The organism is Rheinheimera mangrovi (assembly GCF_003990335.1).
In the GTDB taxonomy this organism is placed as follows: Bacteria; Pseudomonadota; Gammaproteobacteria; order Enterobacterales; family Alteromonadaceae; genus Pararheinheimera; species Pararheinheimera mangrovi.
This window is the reverse complement of record NZ_CP034683.1, coordinates 4,448,229-4,469,610: the sequence shown is the minus strand read 5'-3', so window position 1 is coordinate 4,469,610 and position 21,382 is coordinate 4,448,229. Positions and strand designations below refer to the sequence as shown.

The 21,382-nt window shown below is 48.5% G+C and carries 13 protein-coding genes; 2 read left to right on the top strand and 11 right to left on the bottom strand.

The window, feature by feature from the left end:
- Positions 1-49: 49 nt before the first annotated feature.
- The 7 genes from EK374_RS19925 to EK374_RS19895 all read right to left on the bottom strand — a co-directional run bounded on the left by EK374_RS19925 (position 50) and on the right by EK374_RS19895 (position 12,966).
- Positions 50-1,948 carry a glycoside hydrolase family 13 protein gene (locus EK374_RS19925; protein ID WP_127026266.1) on the bottom strand — a complete coding sequence of 633 codons (1,899 nt, stop codon included), beginning with the start codon at positions 1,946-1,948 and terminating at the stop codon, positions 50-52.
- A gap of 270 nt (positions 1,949-2,218) precedes the next feature.
- A complete protein-coding gene (locus EK374_RS19920; protein ID WP_127026265.1) occupies positions 2,219-3,901 on the bottom strand; it encodes a glycoside hydrolase family 9 protein in 1,683 nt (560 codons plus the stop codon).
- A gap of 88 nt (positions 3,902-3,989) precedes the next feature.
- Entirely contained in the window at positions 3,990-5,978 is a 1,989-nt protein-coding gene (gene tkt, locus EK374_RS19915) for a transketolase (RefSeq protein ID WP_127026264.1), read from the bottom strand.
- Positions 5,979-5,988: 10 nt separating this feature from the next.
- Complete coding sequence (gene tal, locus EK374_RS19910; RefSeq protein ID WP_127026263.1) at positions 5,989-6,930, bottom strand: transaldolase; 942 nt, start codon at positions 6,928-6,930, stop codon at positions 5,989-5,991.
- Positions 6,931-6,957: 27 nt separating this feature from the next.
- Complete coding sequence (locus tag EK374_RS19905; RefSeq protein WP_127026262.1) at positions 6,958-9,810, bottom strand: glycosyl hydrolase 115 family protein; 2,853 nt, start codon at positions 9,808-9,810, stop codon at positions 6,958-6,960.
- Positions 9,807-11,501: a glycoside hydrolase family 43 protein gene (locus EK374_RS19900; protein WP_127026261.1), complete on the bottom strand. Its 1,695-nt coding sequence runs from the start codon at positions 11,499-11,501 to the stop codon at positions 9,807-9,809. Before EK374_RS19900 ends, EK374_RS19905 begins: the two co-directional genes overlap by 4 nt.
- Positions 11,502-11,769: 268 nt before the next feature.
- The gene (locus EK374_RS19895) at positions 11,770-12,966 is read right to left on the bottom strand and encodes a XylR family transcriptional regulator (RefSeq protein WP_127026260.1); all 1,197 of its coding nucleotides are present in this window, start codon (positions 12,964-12,966) and stop codon (positions 11,770-11,772) included.
- A gap of 260 nt (positions 12,967-13,226) precedes the next feature.
- Here EK374_RS19895 and xylB point away from each other — a divergent pair, with 260 nt between their 5' ends.
- Positions 13,227-14,681, top strand: a complete 1,455-nt coding sequence (gene xylB, locus EK374_RS19890; RefSeq protein ID WP_127026259.1) for a xylulokinase — start codon at positions 13,227-13,229, stop codon at positions 14,679-14,681.
- Positions 14,682-14,911: 230 nt separating this feature from the next.
- Positions 14,912-16,231, top strand: a complete 1,320-nt coding sequence (gene xylA, locus EK374_RS19885; protein WP_127026258.1) for a xylose isomerase — start codon at positions 14,912-14,914, stop codon at positions 16,229-16,231.
- 486 nt (positions 16,232-16,717) lie between these two features.
- Here xylA and EK374_RS19880 read toward each other — a convergent pair whose 3' ends face one another.
- The 4 genes from EK374_RS19880 to EK374_RS19865 form a co-directional block, all read right to left on the bottom strand.
- A complete protein-coding gene (locus EK374_RS19880) occupies positions 16,718-17,455 on the bottom strand; it encodes a hypothetical protein (RefSeq protein WP_127026257.1) in 738 nt (245 codons plus the stop codon).
- An 83-nt stretch (positions 17,456-17,538) separates the two neighbouring features.
- A complete protein-coding gene (locus tag EK374_RS19875; protein WP_127026256.1) occupies positions 17,539-18,678 on the bottom strand; it encodes an endo-1,4-beta-xylanase in 1,140 nt (379 codons plus the stop codon).
- A 46-nt stretch (positions 18,679-18,724) separates the two neighbouring features.
- Positions 18,725-19,657: an aldose epimerase family protein gene (locus tag EK374_RS19870; protein WP_127026255.1), complete on the bottom strand. Its 933-nt coding sequence runs from the start codon at positions 19,655-19,657 to the stop codon at positions 18,725-18,727.
- Between the two features lie 189 nt (positions 19,658-19,846).
- Positions 19,847-21,262, bottom strand: a complete 1,416-nt coding sequence (locus EK374_RS19865; RefSeq protein ID WP_127026254.1) for a sugar porter family MFS transporter — start codon at positions 21,260-21,262, stop codon at positions 19,847-19,849.
- Positions 21,263-21,382: the final 120 nt, after the last annotated feature.

Below are 21,382 nucleotides of genomic sequence, written 5' to 3'. Positions count from 1 at the left end.
AGCTGTAGCCCTGGTCTGGAGATTATTGAATTCCCTCTGCTGCACAAAGCTACTGTGCAACCAGTACAGCGCCCCATTTGGCAGGCACGGTCAGATATATTTTATCCCCTTTACGACTGACCGAAAGTTTATCAAGTTGCTCTTGCCAGTTCAGGCCATCATGGCTGAGTTCAAATTCGGCGGGGCTATTGCTATTGTTTAGCAACACTCTCACTCGCTGTTGCTGATAGGTACGCTCAAAAGCATAAAGATCACGGCCATCGTCAGTCACTAACGTAGTAAAGCTACCCAGCTGCAAAGCCGGTAAGCTATTTCGTAATTTCAGTAGCTTACTATAGTGTTGTTGCAGATCTGTGTTCACTGATACTGCATCAGCAGGGCGTTTACTGCCGTCCGGTTTGGTGACTTCGTCTTCATAGCGGATGTCGTCCCACACCATAGGTTTACGATCATCCGGGTCGTTGGCGCCCCACATCCCAACTTCATCGCCGTAGTACACCATAGGCGCTCCCACATAGGTCATCTGGAAAATAACAAAAAGCTTTTGCAGACGAATTTCTTCAGCATTAGGTTTGCGCACCTGATAGGCAGGGTTGCTACCGACCTGAGACAGCTGGAAATATTTACCCCAATCGCGGAAATTACCTATGCCGCTGTTCACGATATGAGATCCAATACGGTTGGAGTCGTGACTGCCAAACAGGTTTTGCGTGACATAAGCAACGCCTTTCGGATACAGGGCTCTGTCCTGTGCCAGCTTGGCATCGAACTGCTTAGGGCTGATTTTATGCGGAGCTGGATTAAACATAAATTCTGCGGCGTTAAAGGCGAAGTTGTAGTTCATCTCGCCATCAAATTCATCGCCCTGGAAATAAGGCTTCACTTGCTCTGCAGGCATCACCAGTTCAGCTGTAATGTAAGCTTGTGGATTGATGGTTTTGACATGACTGCGCCACTCTTTCCAAAAGCCATGAGCTACACAAAAGGCCACATCTAATCGCCAGCCATCCACGCCGTATTCTGCCCCTTTGCCTTTAGGGTTCATCCAGCGCTCTGTTGCGGCAAAAATATAATCCCTTGGACCTGCGGCTAGTCCTTTATTGTCTTCTTTAAATTCTGGTAACGAAGAGACGCCAAACCAGCCTTCGTAGCTGAAGGTGCTGCCAGTCTGTTTGTTATCAAAGCTCTTCACCGTAAACCAATCTTTATAAGGCGAGTTTTGTTGGTGCTGTTTCAGATGCTGGAAGGCAAAGCTATTGACGCCCATATGGTTAAAGACGCCATCAAAAATAATTCTGATGCCCCTTTGTTTGGCCTGTTTAATTAACTCCAGCGCCAGTTCATCGGCTTTAGTCCATACCCAGGTGGATGGATCAAGCGGGTTCTCTTTGGCCATCATAGCCCTATCGCCCTTTGGATCGGGGCCAAAATTAGGGTCGACATGATGGTAACTGGCTCCGTCATATTTGTGCAGGGATGGCGCGTCAAAAATAGGGTTCAGGTAAATAGCGTTAAAGCCCAAGCCTTTTATGTAGTCTAACTTGTCAATAATGCCTTGTAAGTCGCCACCATAACGACGACGCAGCAAATGTTTCCATAATTCAGGTTCGCCATTGGCTACCTCGTAGGGCTGTAATTTGTACCAGTCACTGCCCCAGGGATGAATTTGCCACTCTTTGGGTGGTTCAGCAGGATCTGCGCCAAGCAGATCTTTTGCAGTTGGATTATTCGACGGGTCGCCATCACGGAAGCGTTCTGGAAAAATTTGATACCAAGTCGCGCTTTTGGCCCAAAGTGGTACGAACTCACCTTGCTCGTTCAGCGGAATAGGACCTTTTGGCGTTGCGTCTGAGGTTTGGGGGCAATAAGCCAGGCTTGTGGCGCTGTAAAGAAAGCTTGTGGCTGCTAAGCACGAAAGTGAGAGTAGTTTTAGTGGTGATTTAAGCATTATTGTATCTCTTTTTTAATCTATAAATCCCCACAAAAAACACGGCAACTGCATCCTCTGTGCGTGATTCAAAGTGGGCCTGAGCCTCACTCTGTGATGGCCCAGCCGAATAGTTGGTTTTTTAACTTTTTTATACAAGGTATTGCATACGTATTCGGTCTGTCGTCTATGACAGCTTGCGATGAGAGGGCAAAAAACTCATATGAGTGTGTAACTATTCAGTTGTGGAGGCTGGGCAGGCCAGAGTTCTAACTCTGGCCTTTGATAAGATTATCCCTGCAGAGAAAACGCTGCCAGCATATACACCAGCGGCGCGTTCCAGTTGATGGTGACTTCGTTGCTGGCATAGCTGCACCAGTCGTCAACATAAGATTTGGCTGGTAATTTGCTGTTGTACTTACATTTATCCTGCTGTCCTGGCTGTGCACCTCCAGCCAGCCAACCCGGCACCGGCGCTTTGATAGCGTCAGCTTGCGAAGGGCGGTGATGGATACGCTGTGGGCTTTTTACGCCGAACCCTGTGACATAAGTTAAATCCAACGGATTACGGCCAAGCACATAATCCAGCAGGCCTTGCATTGCCTCGACGTAGCTGGCTTTGGCGGTGATTTGATTGGCTTTGTACAACAAGATGGCTTTATTCATCGCTACCGCATTACTGCCCCAGACAAAATCTTCCTGCACCATAGCCACTTTGTAAGCTGATGCCTGATGCTGAACCACAAACTGGTCGGCCGCTGTGGTAATAGCGCTGAACACCTGCTGCCGTTGTTCCGGCGTCAGATTAATTGCTTCTTTTGCCAAAGAGAAATAACCCAAAGCAGCGACTGAAGCCCAGGAGGGATTTTGTACTGGCTGAGCCAGCTGGAAAAATTGCTGCAAATAAGGTTCTTCACCTGTTAGCAGATAAAGCTCTGCTGCAGCCCAGGCAAATTCATCCGCCAGTTCTTTATCACCATAAGCGCCTGTGCTGACATCTGCAGGTTGTTGATAATAAATAGCCGGATTTCTGCTGGCCCATTGCCATGCCTGAATAGCTTGTTGCCTGAACAAAGCCGCTTTACCTGGTTGTTCTTTATCAAATTCGCTCAGCACTCTGCTAGCTTTTGCCATCACTGCGGCAAAGTTTAAAGCGGCGGCAGTAGTTTTTTGTACCAGATAACGTTGTGCTACCGCCTGGTGCGGCATAACGGCACCTTCAAAATTCAGAGTCGTCAGTTTATGGTAAACACCTCCATCAGCAGGGTCTTGCATACTGCTCATCCAGTCCAGATTCCATAACACTTCATCCAGTAAGTCTGGCGTGTTGTTGCCGGATTCAGGGATAGTCCATTGCCGTTCGCGGTAAAAGTCTTTGAAATCAGTCCAGGCATCCAACAAGGTAAAAGTGCTGATGCCGGAATTCACTATGTATTTATTGTAATCACCAGCGTCATACCAGCCTTTGGGCGACTGCACTACTGTGCCTGTGGGTCGGCTTTCTGAAGCGGCAGAGGTATGAATTTTTACCTGATCATCAGGATGTCCGGCAGGGCGAGCCCAGACGCCGGCATAAGCAGGGGCCAGTTGCTGTGACGCTCTGTTGAAGTAATAGGCTTTAATAGCCGCATCGTGCAGCTGCGCATAAGGTTGATTGGAGATCTGCACTTCAACAGGAGCATAACCTGCAACTTCAAGCCGGTAGCTGCCATTGCTCTGAACTTGAGAAAAATCAGCAATACTGACTGCCTCACCTGCCGGAGCCCAAAGCTGTGTCTCTGAACTTTGGCCTTTGAAGACAATCTGGCCCGATGGTAAAGCGACCAGTTGAAAAGCTTGTTGGCTTTTCCCTGGGATCACCGCTAGCTTTTGGCCCTTATGCTGGTAACCACTTTGGTTGAATTTTATTAGAGGTGCTGCGGCGTAAGAGCTGGCAGCAGAAACAAAACAAAGTACAGAAACAGCTAAGCGCATAACAAAATCCTTGTGCAGGGAGCTCGAGTCAGACTTCAACCCTAATAGGTTGATAAGGTTGAAGCCGTTGTTTGCTGATTTCTGGGGGTTAGGCCAGAATCTTAGCTGCTATTACTTCTGCATTAAAACCAAAATAATCCAGCAAAGCAGGGCCCGGCGCTGATTCACCAAAGCTGCTGATCCCTATAATCAGGCCTTTTTTACCGACGTATTTGTACCAGAAATCAGGGTGCGCCGCTTCAATAGCGACAATTTTTGCATGGTCCGGCAACACCGAATCACGGTAAAACTCAGATTGCTGATCAAACAAGGTGGTGCTTGGCATAGACACTACATTGACTTTTTTACCAGCTGCACTGAGTTTTTCTGCGGTATCGCACGCCAGTTGCAGCTCGGATCCTGTGGCTACCAGCACTATATCCGGCGCTCCGCCGCAGTCTTTTAAAATATAACCGCCTTTGCTGATTAACCTGATTTGCTCTGAATTACGTTGGAACTGACGCAGATTTTGCCGGCTAAAGACCAAAGCTGAAGGTGAGCTGGTGGTTGTCAGCGCTGTTTTCCAGGCTACTGCTGTTTCAGTTAAATCAGCTGGCCGCCAGGTCACCAGATTTGGTGTAGTGCGTAAGTTCGTCAGCTGTTCTATTGGCTGGTGCGTTGGGCCATCTTCGCCCTGACCTATCGAATCGTGGGTAAACACATAAATATTCGGCAGCTGCATTAAGGCTGACATTCGCACCGCATTGCGGGCATATTCCATAAACATCAGGAAGGTTGCGCCGTAACAACGGAATCCTCCGTGGGCTGTAATGCCGTTCATAATGGCGGCCATACCAAATTCACGTACACCGTAATAAATATAGTTACCGGAACTATCTTCTTTGCTCAGTCCTTTGCTGCCTGCCCATAAAGTCAGGTTTGAACCTGCTAAATCGGCAGAACCACCCAAAATCTCAGGCACTAAGGCGGCAAAGTGCCCGATACAAAGCTGAGAGGCTTTGCGGCTGGCGATATCCTGCTGCTGGTTTTGGCAATTGTCGATAAAGCTTTGCGTGGCTGCTTCAAAATTAGCTGGTAATACTCTGTCGATCACCCGGCGTTGATATTCAGCAGCCAGTTGTGGGTATTCCTTTGTATAAGCAGCAAATAACTCTGTCCATTGTTGTTCCAGTGCTGCGCCTTTAGTTTTGCTGTCCCAGGCTGCATAAAGGTCGGACGGAATTTCAAAAGGTGCATAAGGCCACTGCAAAAATTCACGGACTTTGGCGATTTCGTTGTCGCCTAAAGGTGAGCCGTGACAATCATGAGAGCCGGACTTATTCGGGCTACCAAAGCCGATAATGGTTTTGCAGCAAATCAGTGTAGGTCTGGATGTTTCTGCCTGAGCTTGTGTGATTGCATCTGCAATTTGGGCTGGATTGTGGCCATCTACCTGAATGACCTGCCAGCCATACGAGTGAAAACGTGATGGCGTGTCATCGGTAAACCAGCCTTCAACATGACCATCAATAGAAATGCCATTGTCATCCCAGAAGGCGATCAGTTTACCCAGGCCTAAAGTACCAGCCAGCGAGCAGGCTTCATGGGATATACCTTCCATCAGGCAGCCGTCACCGAGGAAGCAGTAAGTAAAGTGATCCACTACAGGGTAATCAGGTTGGTTAAATTGCGCCGCCAGAGTTTTTTCCGCTATGGCCATACCTACAGCATTAGCAATACCAGCACCTAAAGGACCAGTAGTGGTTTCGACACCTGGGGTATAACCCAGTTCAGGGTGGCCAGGGGTTTTGGAATGCAACTGCCGGAAAGACTTTAAATCCTCAATGGATAAGTCATAACCTGTTAAGTGCAGCAAGGAATACAACAACATAGAAGCATGGCCGTTACTCAAAACAAAACGGTCTCTGTTGCTGAAAGACGGATTAGCCGGGTTATGCTTTAAGAATTGTAGCCAGAGTACTTCGGCTATATCGGCCATGCCCATAGGTGCGCCAGGGTGGCCTGAATTGGCTTTTTGTACTGCATCCATAGCTAAAGCACGGATGGCGTTAGCGCGGCTTTGGTGATCAATCTGCATGACTCTATTCCTAAGACTGTTGGTTCAGATTCTGTAACAGTTGTTCCAGCTTGCACTGATCCACTGCAAATTTGCGAATACCTTCGGCCAGTTTTTCTGTGGCCATGGCATCTTCATTCAGTTGCCATAAAAATTGTGCCTGACTCAGGGCTTGGGGTGTGGCCGGGCTTTGAGTACTGACTGGCTGCAGCGCTGCAGGCAAAGGCTCGTTGCAGTCTTTCAGTTGCAGTAGCAAATTGGGCGCTATGGTCAACAGATCACAGCCGGCTAACTGGCGGATTTGCTCGACATTACGAAAACTGGCACCCATTACCACTGTAGGTATGCCATGGCTTTTGTAATGGTTATAAATAGTTTTTACCGATAACACGCCTGGGTCTTTTGCACCGGAAAAATCCTGCTCTGGCTGGTTTTGTTTGTACCAATCCAGAATACGGCCAACAAAAGGCGAAATTAAGGTCACGCCTGCATCAGCACAGGCTTTGGCCTGAGCCAGACTGAATATCAGCGTCAGGTTGCAATGAATGCCTAACTTCTCCAGTTGAGCTGCGGCTTGAATACCTTGCCAGGTCGCTGCCAGTTTAATCAGCACCCGGTTTGAGTCCACGCCTGCTGCGCGGTATCGCTCAATAATACTCAAGGCCTTGGCCACACTGGCTTGGGTATCAAAAGACAAGCGGGCGTCAATTTCAGTGGAAACACGACCCGGTATATGGCGCAAAATTTCACAGCCAAAATTTACTGTCACTTGCTCACAGGCTGCGGCAATATCCTGCTCATTGCCTTTGAGTGCGCTATGCAATAAATGCTGATAATCGGCCTGCTGGCTGGCCTGCAAAATAAGCGACGGATTAGTGGTGGCTTCGGTAGGTTGAAGCTGCTGTATAGCAGCAATATCACCGCTATCTGCGACCACTGTAGTGAGTTTGCTGAGTTGTTCTAGCTGATTCATTTCATCTGTATCCGTTTAGGTTTTATGTTATTTCTTCACGATTCTTTGGCTTTGCTCTGGCCCTAAATAACTGGGCTTCAGGCCGCCTGTATCGATCATCAGTTTTTGCAGCACTAAGGCCGGGTCGACCAGATAAACTCGTAGTTTGTGTTCGCCAGGCTTATTCACTTTGATGCCGGTTTTGATCACCCGGACCCCATCCAACACCGCGTTATCCCACACAGCCGGGCTTTTATTTGCCAGACTGTCGATCATCATAGGTTCGCCATTATTCAATGCCACGGCAAAACGCAAACCACGGCCAGGCACCAGATCTAAAGTAGGGGCTATGACGCTATGTAAAGTGAATTCGCCAGTGGAATGGAAATACAGCGGGTATTCCAGATAAGGGGATTTGCCAACATCTTTGGTTTGATAATCCAGTTCGGTCATAGCCGCCATAGAAGCTGCACCACGGCCATGGCCTGGGATCAGTTGCCACCAGCTGTGTTTATTATTGCCCTGCACTGTGGCACTAGCGGCGTCCAGCGCTATATAACCGTCTGCTTCAACAAAACCTGAAGTCGGCTCTGTTTTAGGTTTAACGGCAGATACTTTAATTTTGGCGCCGCCCCAGCCAGTGCCCTGCACATGCACTTCGCCTACATTCAGCCCTGTTTTCACTTTGCTCCAGTCGATCTTGACCTGCAGAGTTTTTGTTACCTCAACCTGGCCTTTAGTTTGGCTGAGCTTGATCCAGTCGGCTGATGCTTTAGCACTGAATTCAAAAGGCAGGCTGCCTTTATTAAAAACTTCAATAGCACGCTGTTGTTGGCCATGAGGGTAAAAAGGGTCCAACTCTAACGGCTGGCCTTTGTATTCGCTGATAGGCCATGAAAAAGCGGAGCCTTCGGGGGCCACACCCATATCGGCCACTGCCATAGGTTCTGCAACTGAAACCACAGGCATTAAGTTCGCCGGTGGGTTACGCCAGTAGGTAAAACCAATATGAGGCTGCGACATCATATGGTTCCAGCGGCCATCGCCCAGGCTGTGGTAAAGAGTGGTCAGCGCTGCGTCCTGTTTAAACCAATAACGCACCTGCTCAGCCCAATAGGTTGTTGTGACCCGGCCTTGTTCGCCATGTAATTTATTCATAGCCACAGCGCGGTTTAATTCATACACAGCCTGACTGGCTTTGAGAGGATGCGATACCAGTTGGATATAAGCATCACGTTGCTCTGTTGGCAATTGAGCGTACAGCTCGTCGGATTTTTTCACTAAAGTAGCCAGTTCAGCGCTGACGCGTTCTGCTTCCTGGTAATGCAAAATACTGTAGGTGTGAGGTTCTACAGCTTCTGGTTTACGACGGCCGTTGTGTTTGGTGTAGCCCTGGATCAGTTCAGCAACTGTGGCTGCATGCTCTGCACTGAATTGTTGTGTGGCCCAACTGACGGCAAATTGCTCTAAGTTATCGGCTTTAAAGGCAGGTGGGTTCCAGGCCATACGTAGGAAAAAGTCGATAGGAAACTCCATCGGCTTTAAATCCCCGACATTCACTATCCAGATACGATCAGCCTGAAATTGCCAGGCTAAATTCATCTGCTCCCAGATTTTTGCCATAGGCACTGTATTGATCCAGCGATAAGAACGGGGGCTACCGACATAATCAAAGTGATAATACACGCCAGCACCACCGGCACGGCCGCGTTCCTCCGCTGTTGGCAGACGGCGGATATTGCCGTAGTTATCATCAGCCCAAAGCAAAGTGACATCGTCTGGCACTCTCATACCGCGCTCATAAAAGCCCTGCACCTCTTTGTACAAAGCCCAGACTTGTGGTACGTCGCTGATGGCTTTGTCTTTAAAGGTTTCAGTTAATATCTGGCGTTGATCGGCAACCACTTGCTCCAGTAGACCAATGTTTTCACCTTCGCTCATCGGCTCATCTTCCTGACCACGCATGCCAAGAGTAAAAATGCTTTCCAGATGTTGATGCCGCTTCGCGCCTTCTTGCCAGAACTTGTAAATATTGTCGCGGTTGCTGGAATACTCCCATGGCCCTTTGCCGTATCTGTTCCACTCTTTGTCGGCACGCATCATAGGTTCGTGGTGGCTGTTGCTCATCACTATGCCCATTTCATCAGCCAGAATAGCGTTTTGTGGATCATCATCAGCAAAGGCATTATTCCACATCGCAGGCCAGAGAAAATTCGACTTCAGCCGCAGTAAAAGCTCAAACACATGCTGATAAAACTGGCTGTTGTAGCCGCCAAATTTTTCAGTGGTCCAGTTGGTTAAGGCCGGATGTTCGTCATTTAAAAAGATGCCACGGTATTTCACTTTAGGAGCATCGGTCAGGCGGGTGCCCGCTTTGATATAAAGCTGCTCCTGCTTTTTCACCGGCACATCAGCCCACCAAGACCAGGGCGATACCCCTATGGTTTCAGCTAAGTCATAAACACCAAAGATAGCGCCGCGTTTGTCACTGCCCACTATCACCAAGGCTTGCTCTACACCGGGCAGGGGTTGTTCAATCACCTGAATTAAATAGGCTTCCCAGCGCCCCTGAATGGCGCTTACATCCAGCTTGCCTGCGGTGATCAGTTGATCCAGCAGCGCATTGTTGCCCAGACTACCGATAATCAGCAGCTGTTTGGCATCCGCTTTTGGGCTGACGCTTAAGCTTTTGCCACTGACTTTTTGAATATCCTGTTGCAGGCTTTGTACCGCGCGTTTTAAGCCTTTATGGTCCTTCTCATCCAGTTGGATCTGGGCCACAGAACTTTTACCCACCAAGGCAAAGTCGCCTTTGGCGGCTTGCTGCGCCAGATAAGCGGAAGGCAAAGCCTGAGCCGTGCCACAGAGCAAAGCCAGGATCAGCAGGCACTGTGCTTTCATGGCTTATCCTCTTTTTCCTGTCGTGCATGCACACCTAGCGTGGTACCAACAAAACCACCAGCAACCTGAGTGCTTAAGATTTTGGCATCCTGCACCTCACCCAACTGTTGCCAGTCGCCAGTTTGATCGGCGTAATAAAAGCTGATTTCTCCGGCTTTGCCTTGAACTCTGAGCCGCAGTTGCTCTGTATTTGCAGCTAAGTCCTTGCTGCTAATCAAGCTGGGTTTAGCACCTTTAGCTTGCTCAAGAAATACAGTAGTTTTACCAGCTGCAGTTTTTACGCCCAGATAGTAGTGATATTGCTCGTTCTGAAAAGCCACTAAACCAGCTGAAATCTTGCCTTTGGGCACCACCAGGCTGGTGCTGGTTTCAAAGCTGGTATGTTGCTGGCGACGACCGATAAAAGCTGGTTGTGACAGCGAGTCCATGCCCACAGCTTTGGCATTTAGCAGCAGGTTTTGTCCATCTAAGGTGAGCCAGCTTTGATCAAATTCACGCAGCAGGTTCCAGTCGGGCTTTAAGCTTTGGTTATCAAATTCATCACGCCAGTTAAAGTTGCCTGTTTGTGTCATAGCGCCAATGCTGCTGATTAAACCGGTCGGTGCTGGATGGCGATAAGGGATTTCTTGTCCTTGAGGCAAAATAGTGGGCCATTCGTCTTTCCAACTGACGGGCAGCAAAAAGGTTTCGCGGCCTGTATTAAAAAAAGTTTGGTCATAGGTGCGGGTGGCCAGAAAAACAGCCCACCATTGACCGTTCGGTAACTGCACTAAATCGGCATGGCCAGCTGTGGTGATAGGGTTGGCTCTATCTGCTGGTAAGTCACGCTGCGTTAAAATAGGGTTATCGCCGTAAGGTACAAAAGGCTCACTCAGGCTGCGTGTTCTGAATACCACGGCCGAATGTTGATCGGCAGTACCACCTTCGGCACAGACCAGATAATACCAGCCGTTATGTTTGTAAATATGTGGAGCTTCAATCCAGATCGGCTTAGTACTTAAGTCAACACCACCATTGACCAGCAGTTTTTTGGAATCCGGCAGCACGGCTTTTTTCACCGGATCGTATTGCCACATCCAAATTGCCCTGTGGCCTTCATACAAGGCTTCGCCCGGCGCTTCGCCGTTATGGCTGATATAAACCTTGCCATCGTCATCAAAAAACATATCCGGGTCTATGCCTTCCACTTCCGGCAACCAGATCGGCTCAGACCATGGCCCGGCCGGGTCTGTCGCGGTCAGAATAAAGTTGCCGCCTTTATCCACTACTGTGGTGATGATGTAAAAAGTACCGTCGTGATAGCGGATTGTAGGGGCAAAAATACCACGCGACACTTGCATACCGGACATATCGACCTGCGAGGCGCGATTCAGTGCGTGGCCTATTAACTGCCAGTTCACCAGATCAGTGCTGTGTAATATCGGCAAACCCGGTGTATAGGAAAACGAAGACAACACCATGTAATAGTCATCACCACGACGGGTGATGCTGGGATCAGGGAAAAAGCCTGCTGCTACAGGGTTTTGGTAGCTACCTTGAGCTAATGGTTCTGCAAAAACAGCGTCTTGCCCCTGATAATCAAACCAGTGAAAAGTGGCAGTTGAGCTTACTTGGCCCGTTGGTTTTTCCGGCTGACATCCGCTGAACAACAGGCTCAAGCCCATCAGCGCTGAAGCGTAGATTGTCTTCATTTTTATCTGTTCCTTTGACTAGTTGCGTCAGGTCTGAATAGAAAAATACCATGACCATCAAAGGCTTCGGCTTTATGAAAATACGTCAGCTTTGTGCGTTTTTTTAGGATCTGAGGATGTAAAAACGACCGCGGATTAACCGCTACCTGGTATTGGATTGGAATTCGATGCGGGCGGGTTGTAGGGCCACGGCTTGTCCCGGCCCGTCCATCGGGGTATCGTCACGACGGGCGGGTACAAGACCCGCCCCAACAAATTTGTTTGTTATTTAGTCGTTTACCGCAACGTTATTCAGCATTTCGCCCCGTGCTTCACGGTATTCTTTTGGCGTCTGACCAAAATGGCGCTTAAACACCGCATACATATATTGCAGCGACGGATAACCGCAAATATTGGCGATGGCGATAGGGTTGACCTGAGTATCGACCAGCATTTTGCAGGCTTTCACCAGTTTTTGGTTATGCAGTTCGGTATGGATCGAATGGCCACGTTCAGATCTGAAACGTTGTTCCAGATTAGAGCGCGAAATACCTACAAAATCAGTGACCTGTTCTACTTTTGCACCGCGGGTAGCATGACGGCGGATATAGTGCATGGCCTGAATCACATAAGGGTCGCGCAGCGCTTTAAAGTCGGTCGATTGGCGTGAGGCTACACCCACAGGCGGCACCAGAATACGTTTTTGGCCTACTTCGATATTGTTCAGTTGGGTATGTAATAACTTGGCGGCTTTGTAGCCCATTTCAAAGCAACCCTGAGTCACAGAGCTTAAGCTGATGCGATTCAGAAAGCGGGCTATATCGTCGTCATCTATACCAATAATGGAGATGTTGTCTGGCACTACTATGCCCAGATGTTCACAGGCTTGTAGCAGATGGCGGGCGCGGGAGTCGGTGACGGCAATAATGCCAATAGGTTTTGGCAAGCTTTCCAGCCAATCCGTCAGCCGGTTCATGGCGTATTGCCAGGTTTCTGGTCGGGTGCAATGGCCCTGATAAATTTGACAGTCGTAGCCATCCTGAGCTGTTAATTTTTTCACCGCATTTTCGCGCTCACTGGCCCAGCGGTGTTGTTCGTCGGTAGGCACACTGTAAAAGGCAAAACGGTCTAAGCCTTTGCGTTTTAAATGTTCGTAAGCGGCTTTTACCAAAGCGTGGTTGTCGGTGGCAACATAAGGAACTTCAGGATAATCTGCAGCTTTGCCGTAAGAGCCGCCTACTCCAACTATAGGTTTGGTGGTCCCGGCCAGAGCGCGTTGAATATTCATATCATCAAAGTCGGCAATAATACCGTCGCCACCCCACTCATGAATGTGTTCGAGACGACAGAGGAAATCCTCCTCCAGGTATACGTCCCAGTCGACCTTAGATGATTGCAGGTAATGACCTATACCTTCGATCACTTGCCTGTCGAATACCTTATTGGCATTAAACAAAAGTGTAATGCTGTGTTTAGCCTTAAACATGTTTCTTATCCCCGTCTTGTCGATTTTTATACTCTTTGTAGTTGGAGCTGCGATGGTGTTGACTGCAACTTCATTTACTTTGGGTATTTATAGTTATCTTTTTTCGTTTTTGTATTTAAGCGGGTTAAATATTAGCCAGTCAGGCTTTTTTGGCAAACGATAAATCATAATTCAACAGCTAATTATGAATTTTCGTAATTGCTGGCAAGCAATCACTCGCCAAGTATTAGCTCACCAAAAGTCAGAACAGATTTCAGATTATGTACATAGGCATAGATTTAGGCACCTCGGGCATCAAAGTGATTTTGCTTGGCGAGAACGGCAAAGTGACAGATAGCGCCAGTGCAGAGTTGTCCGTCAGCAGGCCACAAGCTTTATGGTCGGAGCAAAACCCGGAGCATTGGTGGCTGGGCCTGCAGTCTTGTCTGGATCAGTTAAGCCAGCGTCAGTCTTTAGCTGCGGTCAAAGCCATAGGTTTAGCGGGTCAGATGCATGGTGCAACTTTGCTGGACCAACAAAACCAGATTATTCGTCCTGCCATTTTATGGAACGACGGCCGCTCTTTTGCTGAGTGTAAACAGCTGGAATTAAAAGTCGCAGATTTGCCTGAAATCACAGGTAACTTGGCGATGCCGGGTTTTACTGCGCCTAAACTGCTCTGGTTACGTCAGCATGAACCACAAGCTTTTGCCCGGGTCGCCAAAGTGCTGCTGCCAAAAGATTATTTACGTTTTTGCTTAAGTGGCGACTTTGCTTCTGACTTGTCGGACAGCGCCGGTACTTTATGGCTGGACGTGGCGAAACGGGACTGGAACGACGAGCTGCTGTGTGCTTGTGGTTTAAGTCGTGACCAAATGCCAAAACTTTACGAAGGCAATCAAATCACCGGAACTTTATTACCTGACCTCGCCAAACGCTGGGGTTTAGCTGAAGTGCCTCTGATTGCGGGTGGTGGTGACAATGCTGCTGGCGCTGTGGGCGCTGGCATAGTGCATCCGGGGCAGGCCATGTTATCGCTAGGCACTTCGGGTGTGTATTTTGCGGTCAGTGATGGTTTTCTGGCCAATCCGCAGTCTGCTGTGCACAGTTTCTGTCATGCTTTGCCCGGTACCTGGCATTTGATGTCTGTCACTTTAAGTGCCGCCAGTTGTTTGCAATGGTACGCCGAACAAATCGTCAAAACCCCAGTGGCGACTTTGCTGGCCGATTTGGATCAAGGCCCTGCTGCTGTTGAAGAGCTGCCGCTGTTTTTACCTTATTTATCTGGTGAACGCACACCTCATAACAACCCCAATGCCAAAGGTGTTTGGTTTGGTCTGGATTACAACACAGACCAAAAAGCTCTGACCTATTCAGTGCTGGAAGGTGTCAGTTTTGCGTTGTTTCAGGGCGCTGAAGCTTTGCATGCCAGTGGTTTACTGCCGACAGAAATCAATCTGATCGGTGGTGGTGCCCGCAGTCCGTACTGGCGGCAGTTGCTGGCTGATGTGATGAACCAGCCACTGACCTTCAGAGAAGGTGGCGAAGTAGGGCCGGCTTTAGGTGCTGCCCGTTTGGCGCACTTAGCAATGGAACCTGATACAGCCCTGGATCTGCTGTGCCCACCGCCGCCAGTGGTCAGTCAGCATCTGCCAGACGCTACACGTCACGCCGCTTTAGCCAAACGCTACAGCAAATTTAAAGCTTTGTACCAGTCATTGGCTGAGCATTTTTAATGGTAGGGGCGGGGCTTGTCCCCGCCCGTCTCAATAGAGCACCGATACCTTTAAAAAATAAATTGTAGGGGCGGGGTTTACCCCCGCCCGTTCAGGTATCTAACCGATATAGCAAAATCCACGGCAATAAAGCAAAAGCACAAGGTGGCTTTGAAAAAACATAATTGTGAACTTGGCTTGCAATGCCCACCATTAGCAGCATTGGAATTGATGTAACACAGGAGAGCAAAATGGCTCAGTATTTCGATCAGATTAACAAAATTGCGTATGAAGGTGCGGACAGTACTAACCCTTTAGCGTTTAAACATTACAACGCCAATGAAGTCGTTTTGGGTAAAACCATGGCAGAACATTTGCGTATGGCTGCCTGTTACTGGCACAACTTCTGCTGGAATGGTCAGGATGTATTTGGTCAGGGCACTTTTGGCCGTCCATGGTTAGAAGCCGGTGACGCAATGGCGCAAGCCAAAGCTAAAGCCGATGTAGCTTTTGAATTCTTCAGCAAGCTGAGCATTCCTTATTACTGCTTCCACGACATCGATGTTGCGCCTGAAGGCAACAGCATTAAAGAGTACATCAATAACTTCTCTGCTATGGTGGATGTGCTTGAGCAAAAGCAAGCTGAAACAGGCGTGAAACTGTTATGGGGCACGGCCAACTTATTCAGTAACCCACGTTACGCTGCAGGTGCTGCCACTAATCCGAACCCGGAAATCTTCAGCTACGGCGCAACCCAAGTTTTCCATGCGATGAACGCAACCCAGCGTTTAGGTGGTGAAAACTACGTATTGTGGGGCGGTCGTGAAGGCTACGAAACTCTGCTGAACACTGACCTGCGTCAGGAGCGTGAGCAACTGGGCCGCTTTATGCAAATGGTGGTTGAGCATAAGCATAAAATTGGTTTTAAAGGCACTTTACTGATCGAACCTAAACCACAGGAACCAACCAAGCACCAGTACGATTACGACTCTGCAACTGTGTATGGTTTCCTGAAGCAGTTTGGTTTGGAAAAAGAATTCGCCGTCAATATTGAAGCCAACCACGCCACCTTGGCTGGTCATTCGTTCCATCATGAAGTGGCCACTGCGATTTCGCTTGGCATTTTTGGCAGCATCGACGCGAACCGTGGTGATGCACAAAACGGCTGGGATACTGACCAGTTCCCGAACAGCGTAGAAGAGCTGAGCCTGGTGATGTACGAAATTTTGAAAGCTGGTGGCTTCACCACTGGAGGCTTTAACTTTGACGCTAAATTACGCCGTCAGAGTATGGATCGCGTCGATATGTTCCATGGGCATATAGGTGGTATGGATCACCTGGCTATGGCACTGAAACGTGCAGCAGTGCTGGTTGAAAAAGACTTTTTAGGTAAAGCAGTTGCAGAGCGTTATGCCGGCTGGAAAGGCGAATTAGGTGGAGCTATCCAAACAGGTGGCCACTCTCTGCAATCTTTGGCCGCTATGGTCGAACGTGAACAGTTAAGCCCGAAAGCCGTCAGCGGCCGTCAGGAGCTGCTGGAAAACCAAGTGAATCTGGTGTTGTTCAGATAAGGGAACCCGAACCCTGTCGTTGCCCGGCTTGCCCGGGTATTTTATCCGGGCGCAGAGAAGCTACTGCGCCCTATTTTCTTCTTCATCACTGCTTGACCTTCTATCTGCTGACATTCCGTTAAAAGCGTTTCGCCGCTGGCGAGATACTTTCTTTTGCTTCGCCAAAAGAAAGTATCCAAAGAAAAGGCGACCCCAGGTCGCAGCGACAACGCTTGCGTTGAACAGCTTTAGCTGGCCCCGAAGGGGTACGAACGAAGTGAGTATAAAACCCGGCCCAAAATCGCGCGTCCAAGGCGGCTGGGCAACTCGCTCGTCGCTACCACTCCTCACTCAAACACTCCCAGCCTTAAAACCTTGGCCACCCAATTTTGTCCGGCTCGCGCCCCAATGGGGATTTGGTGCCAGTAGTTGAATGATGGGTCGCAAAGAGCAAAAACCGGAAATGATACATACCGCAAGATCTGACTCTGCCGATGTTATTTATAACTACCAAGCTGCATCCTTAATCAAAGAAGCATATGCAATAAGGTAGCTAACTAAGAGCCTATATGGATCGTGATAGCTTTTAATGACGGGATGGTTATTTGTACGAACCTCTAAAATGAATACTTTATTATTGGACACGAACTGCGAGACGAATTCTTCGTAAAGACGTTTATTCCCGTTTATTCCAGAATCTTTGCATATTTTTCCGGTAAAAATCTCAAGACTGTGCAGTACACCTTGATCGTGTACTATGGAGTGTCTCATTTTTTCTACTAAATGGATTGTAAAACGCAGGTCAATTTTAAAATGATTTTTTGTCTCTCTGATTTTTATGCCATCAAATGTATTTGAAAAATAGCACAGCATAGTATTCAAATCTCTGGGTGGTGATTTACCGGTCGATTCCGAATAAGAAAACTTCAGGAAGGTCTCGAACTTTTCGTAAGCACTCATAAGAAGCCAGCAATACTGGCTGTTTTTATGCCAATACGTTAACTGCTTTAGATCATCAACAGATGATTTTCTAAAAGCATATTTTTCCGACTGACCTGTAAAGGGATTATCAAAAATAAATGCATCTAGGCTTACAATTTCTCCAGGACTACTTAAATCATTTAACCTTTCTAGTGATTCAAACTCTCTTCTAAACGCTTGACTAACAACCTGTTTAAGATGATGAAGATTTGCCAAACTTTCTCGAAACTCTTCAAATTTAGGATCGATTACACACTTGCGCATAAACTCTCATTCCGTATAACACGAACCAAAGGGGGCAAGTCTTGCCTTGTCCCCCTGAGTTTATCAGACAGTGTAGCTTTTGGTTATTTCTTGGTCTTGTCAGCGCTTTGCGCAAGTTGAATCAACTGCTGTACCACTTCTTTTGGCTGGTTTTTCCGGTCAAAGAGCAAGGGGTAGTCTGTTCTGCCTTTCATTGGCCAGTTGTTGCGCCAGGTTTGGTTGTCGTTGACGCCCCATAAGGTTACACGTTCAACGGCGTCGCTGTGGCGTAAAAATAACTCAAACAAGTGCAGGTATTTTTGCGTCAGTTGATCGCTAACTGCTTTGGGTAAGCCATCAGCGTAAGGGTTAAACTCTTGTTTTAACTTCATATTAAGTGAGATATCAGCGCCAATTTTTTCTGGCTCAGGGAAAGGCAGCGCTGAGATATCCAGCTCGGTTATCACTACTTTCAGGCCGGTGTTTTTAAAGGCCACAATAGAGTCTTCCACGTCCTGCAGTTTTGGGTAATCCAGGCTGTAATGGCCTTGTTCACCTATGCCGTAGATAGGCACATTTTTCGCTTTTAAAGCCGCCACCAGCTTTAATACACCGCCGCGTTTTTCTGGTTTAAATAAATTGAAGTCGTTGTAATACAACTGGGCCTTAGGGTCAGCCTGATGTGCCAGTTCAAACACTGTGGCTATATAGTCTTCGCCTAGGGCTTTGTACCATTTGGATTGGCGCAAGGTACCGTCTTCATTTAAGGCTTCATTGACTGCATCCCAGCCATGAATACGGCCTTTGTAGCGGCCCATCACGGCATTGATATGGTTCTTCAGTCTGGATAACACCAACTCTTTTGAGGCGGTCTGGCCTTTGTCGTCCAGAAACACCCAGTCTGGCGTTTGTTCATGCCATAACAGCACATGGCCTATCACCTTAATATTGTTGGCTTCGGCGTAGGCAATCATGGCGTCGGCGGCGGCAAAATTGAACTGGCCTTCCACGGGTTCAATGATTTCCCATTTCATCACGTTTTCTGCTGTAACCGCATTAAACTGTTGTTTTACCAGCTCTAAGGTCCCTGGCTCTTTACCTTGTATTTGCCCGGCGCTTAAGGCCGTGCCAATCATAAAATGCTTGCTGTACGCTTGCTGTAACGAGGAATTTTGCTCTTGTGCATACAGACCGCTGGTCAGCAGACTGCTGAGCAACAGTGCGCAAAAGGGAATAGCTTTCATCAGGTAGCTCCAAAGTAATGGTTAAAAATAAGCTGAGTTGCAGCTGTTATCCCGCCTTATCCAATTGATAGCGAATATGCGCCTTAAAAGGCTGGCCGGGGCGGGTAAAGTGAAACGGAAAACCTTTTTGGTTCGGCGAGTCGGGGAAAAACTGCGGTTCAAGGCAAATCCCCTGGCGCGCTTTGAATGGCCCTTTTAAGTGTTCTCCTGTGTACACCTGCAGGCCGGGGTAGTCGGAATACACACGCAGGCGCACTAAGCCATCCGGACTGATCAGTTCAGCAGCAGCCTGATGCAAATCGCCGTTCACCACAAAGTTATAATCCATACTGATGCCGGACAGTGGCTTGGCTGTGCTGAAGTCCAGCGGGCTGCCCTGCACCTTTGGCAGCTCACCTGTTGGAATGCAATGCGCGTCCACACTGGTGTAATGGGCGGCATGCAGGCAAAGCTTGTGCTCGTCGATCGGGGCTTGGTCCGGCGCCAGATTAAAATACGGATGCAAAGTGGGCCCCACCAGCGTAGTGACATTGCTGCTGGCTTCCAGTTCTACATCCAAAGCGCTTTGTTCAGACAATTGATAGGTGACGCGAAAATACACCGGCCCCGGATAACCACCCTGACCATCGGCCATTTCACAACCTAACACCAGCCTGGATTCCTGCTGCTCCAGTACTTGCCAGTTCATCTGGTGCAAACCTGCATCACCACCATGCAACTGGTTTGGTCCTTCATTTTGTTCCAGCTGATAAAACTGCTGACCAATCAGCAAGCGGCCTTTACCAATACGGTTGGCGTAAGGTCCAACTAAAGCTCCAAGATAAAAGCGGTCCTGAGTATAAGCCTCCGGCTCAGCGTAACTTAAGATCAGTTCACGTTTGCTATTACCTACAGCCGTAGTCCAGCGCTGCATAGCCGCACCACGCTCCAATATGGACAACTGGTCACCCGCTTTATTGGTCAAATGAAAGACGTTCATAAACTCGCTCTCTTCTTTAATACCACCGTAGGGGCGGGTCTTGTACCCGCCCGCCTCGTGTTCAAATCTGATGCCTAAAGGTATTGAACACGCCCTATAAAACAACAGCGCGGTATAGATAGACGGGCTGGGGCAAGCCCAGCCCCTACACCCGCCCGCCTCACATTCAAATCAAATGCCGGAAAGGGTTTAACCTTGCATATCTTCCAATTCAGTACCCTTAGTCTCATGCACCATCATGATCACAAAGAGGATAGATAGCGCTGCACCCAGCGTATAAAGACCGTAAGTTCCGGCCAGACCAATACCGCCCAGCAGCAAAGGGAATGTCATAGTGATCAGGAAGTTACAGCTCCACTGTGCCAGACCACTAACGGCCAGGCCTAAACCACGAATTTGGTTCGGGAACATTTCACCCAGCATCACCCACATCACAGGGCCCCAGGACAGGTTAAAAAAGAACACATAAGCGTTTGCACTGATTAAGGCGACCTGGCCCCAGTCACCTAACAGCAGATTGCCACTTTCGTCCTGGCCAGCATTAGCAAAACAAAGCACCATCAGGCCAAGTGTCAAAGCCATGCCCACTGAACCCCATTGCAGCAGAGGTTTACGACCCACTTTGTCGATAATCAGCAGGGTAATAACACAAGCCGCAATACTTAAACCGCCGCTAATGACGTTGATCAGTAAAGCGTCAGATTCAGAAAAGCCAACGGCTTGCCAAAGCACAGCGCCGTAATAAAACACCACGTTAATGCCCACCAATTGTTGGAAGCTGGCGAGGCCAATACCTATCCAAACAATTTTGCGCACTTTGCCGGTTTGGCTGCTCAATAAATCAGTTAATCGGGGTTGATGGTCAGCCGTCAGTGATTGTTGAATTTCAGCGAGTTTGCGGGTCGCGGCATCGCTGCCATACAAGCGGGTCAGTACTGCAGCTGCTGCATCGTTGCTGCCTTTTAACACCAGAAAACGTGGGCTTTCAGGAATAAAAAACAGCATTAATAAAAACAATACAGCGGGCAGAAGTTCCATCCAGAACATCCAGCGCCAGGCTGCAAATTCAAACCACAACACAGCAGTCGAAGCTCCGGCATATTCGGCCAGCAGGTAATTGCTGACAAAAGCCATAAACAAACCAAAGATGATGGCGATTTGCTGCAAAGTGGTGAGCATGCCGCGGTAACGGGCCGGAGCTACTTCACAAATATAAGCTGGCGTAATCACAGAGGCTGCACCTACAGCTAAGCCACCTAAAATACGGTAGATAACAAACTCAAATGAACCTTCTGCTACACCAGAACCCCAGGCGCTGACGATAAAAAGTACGGCGGAGATCAGTAAAATAGTTTTACGACCGCTGATATCGGCCAGTCGCCCGGCAAAAAATGCACCTACGGCACAGCCCAACAGCATGCTGGCGACATTAAAGCCAGTACCAACACTCTCTGAATTAAAGGCTTGTTGCAGGCCGTCGACAGTGCCGTTGATCACACCGCTGTCAAAACCAAATAAAAAGCCGCCTATAGTGGCGACTAAGCTGATAAACAAAATAAAGACCTTGTTGTCTTTTGAAACGGCTAGCTCGTTGCTGTGCTGCAAAATAATTACTCCTTTCAGTTAGCGCAGAGACTTAGCGCATTGCCTGAGCATAAGTTCTGTTTGACGGAAATACAGCCAGCTTGTTAAAAATCATAATTCTTTCAGTACATTCCGTTAGTC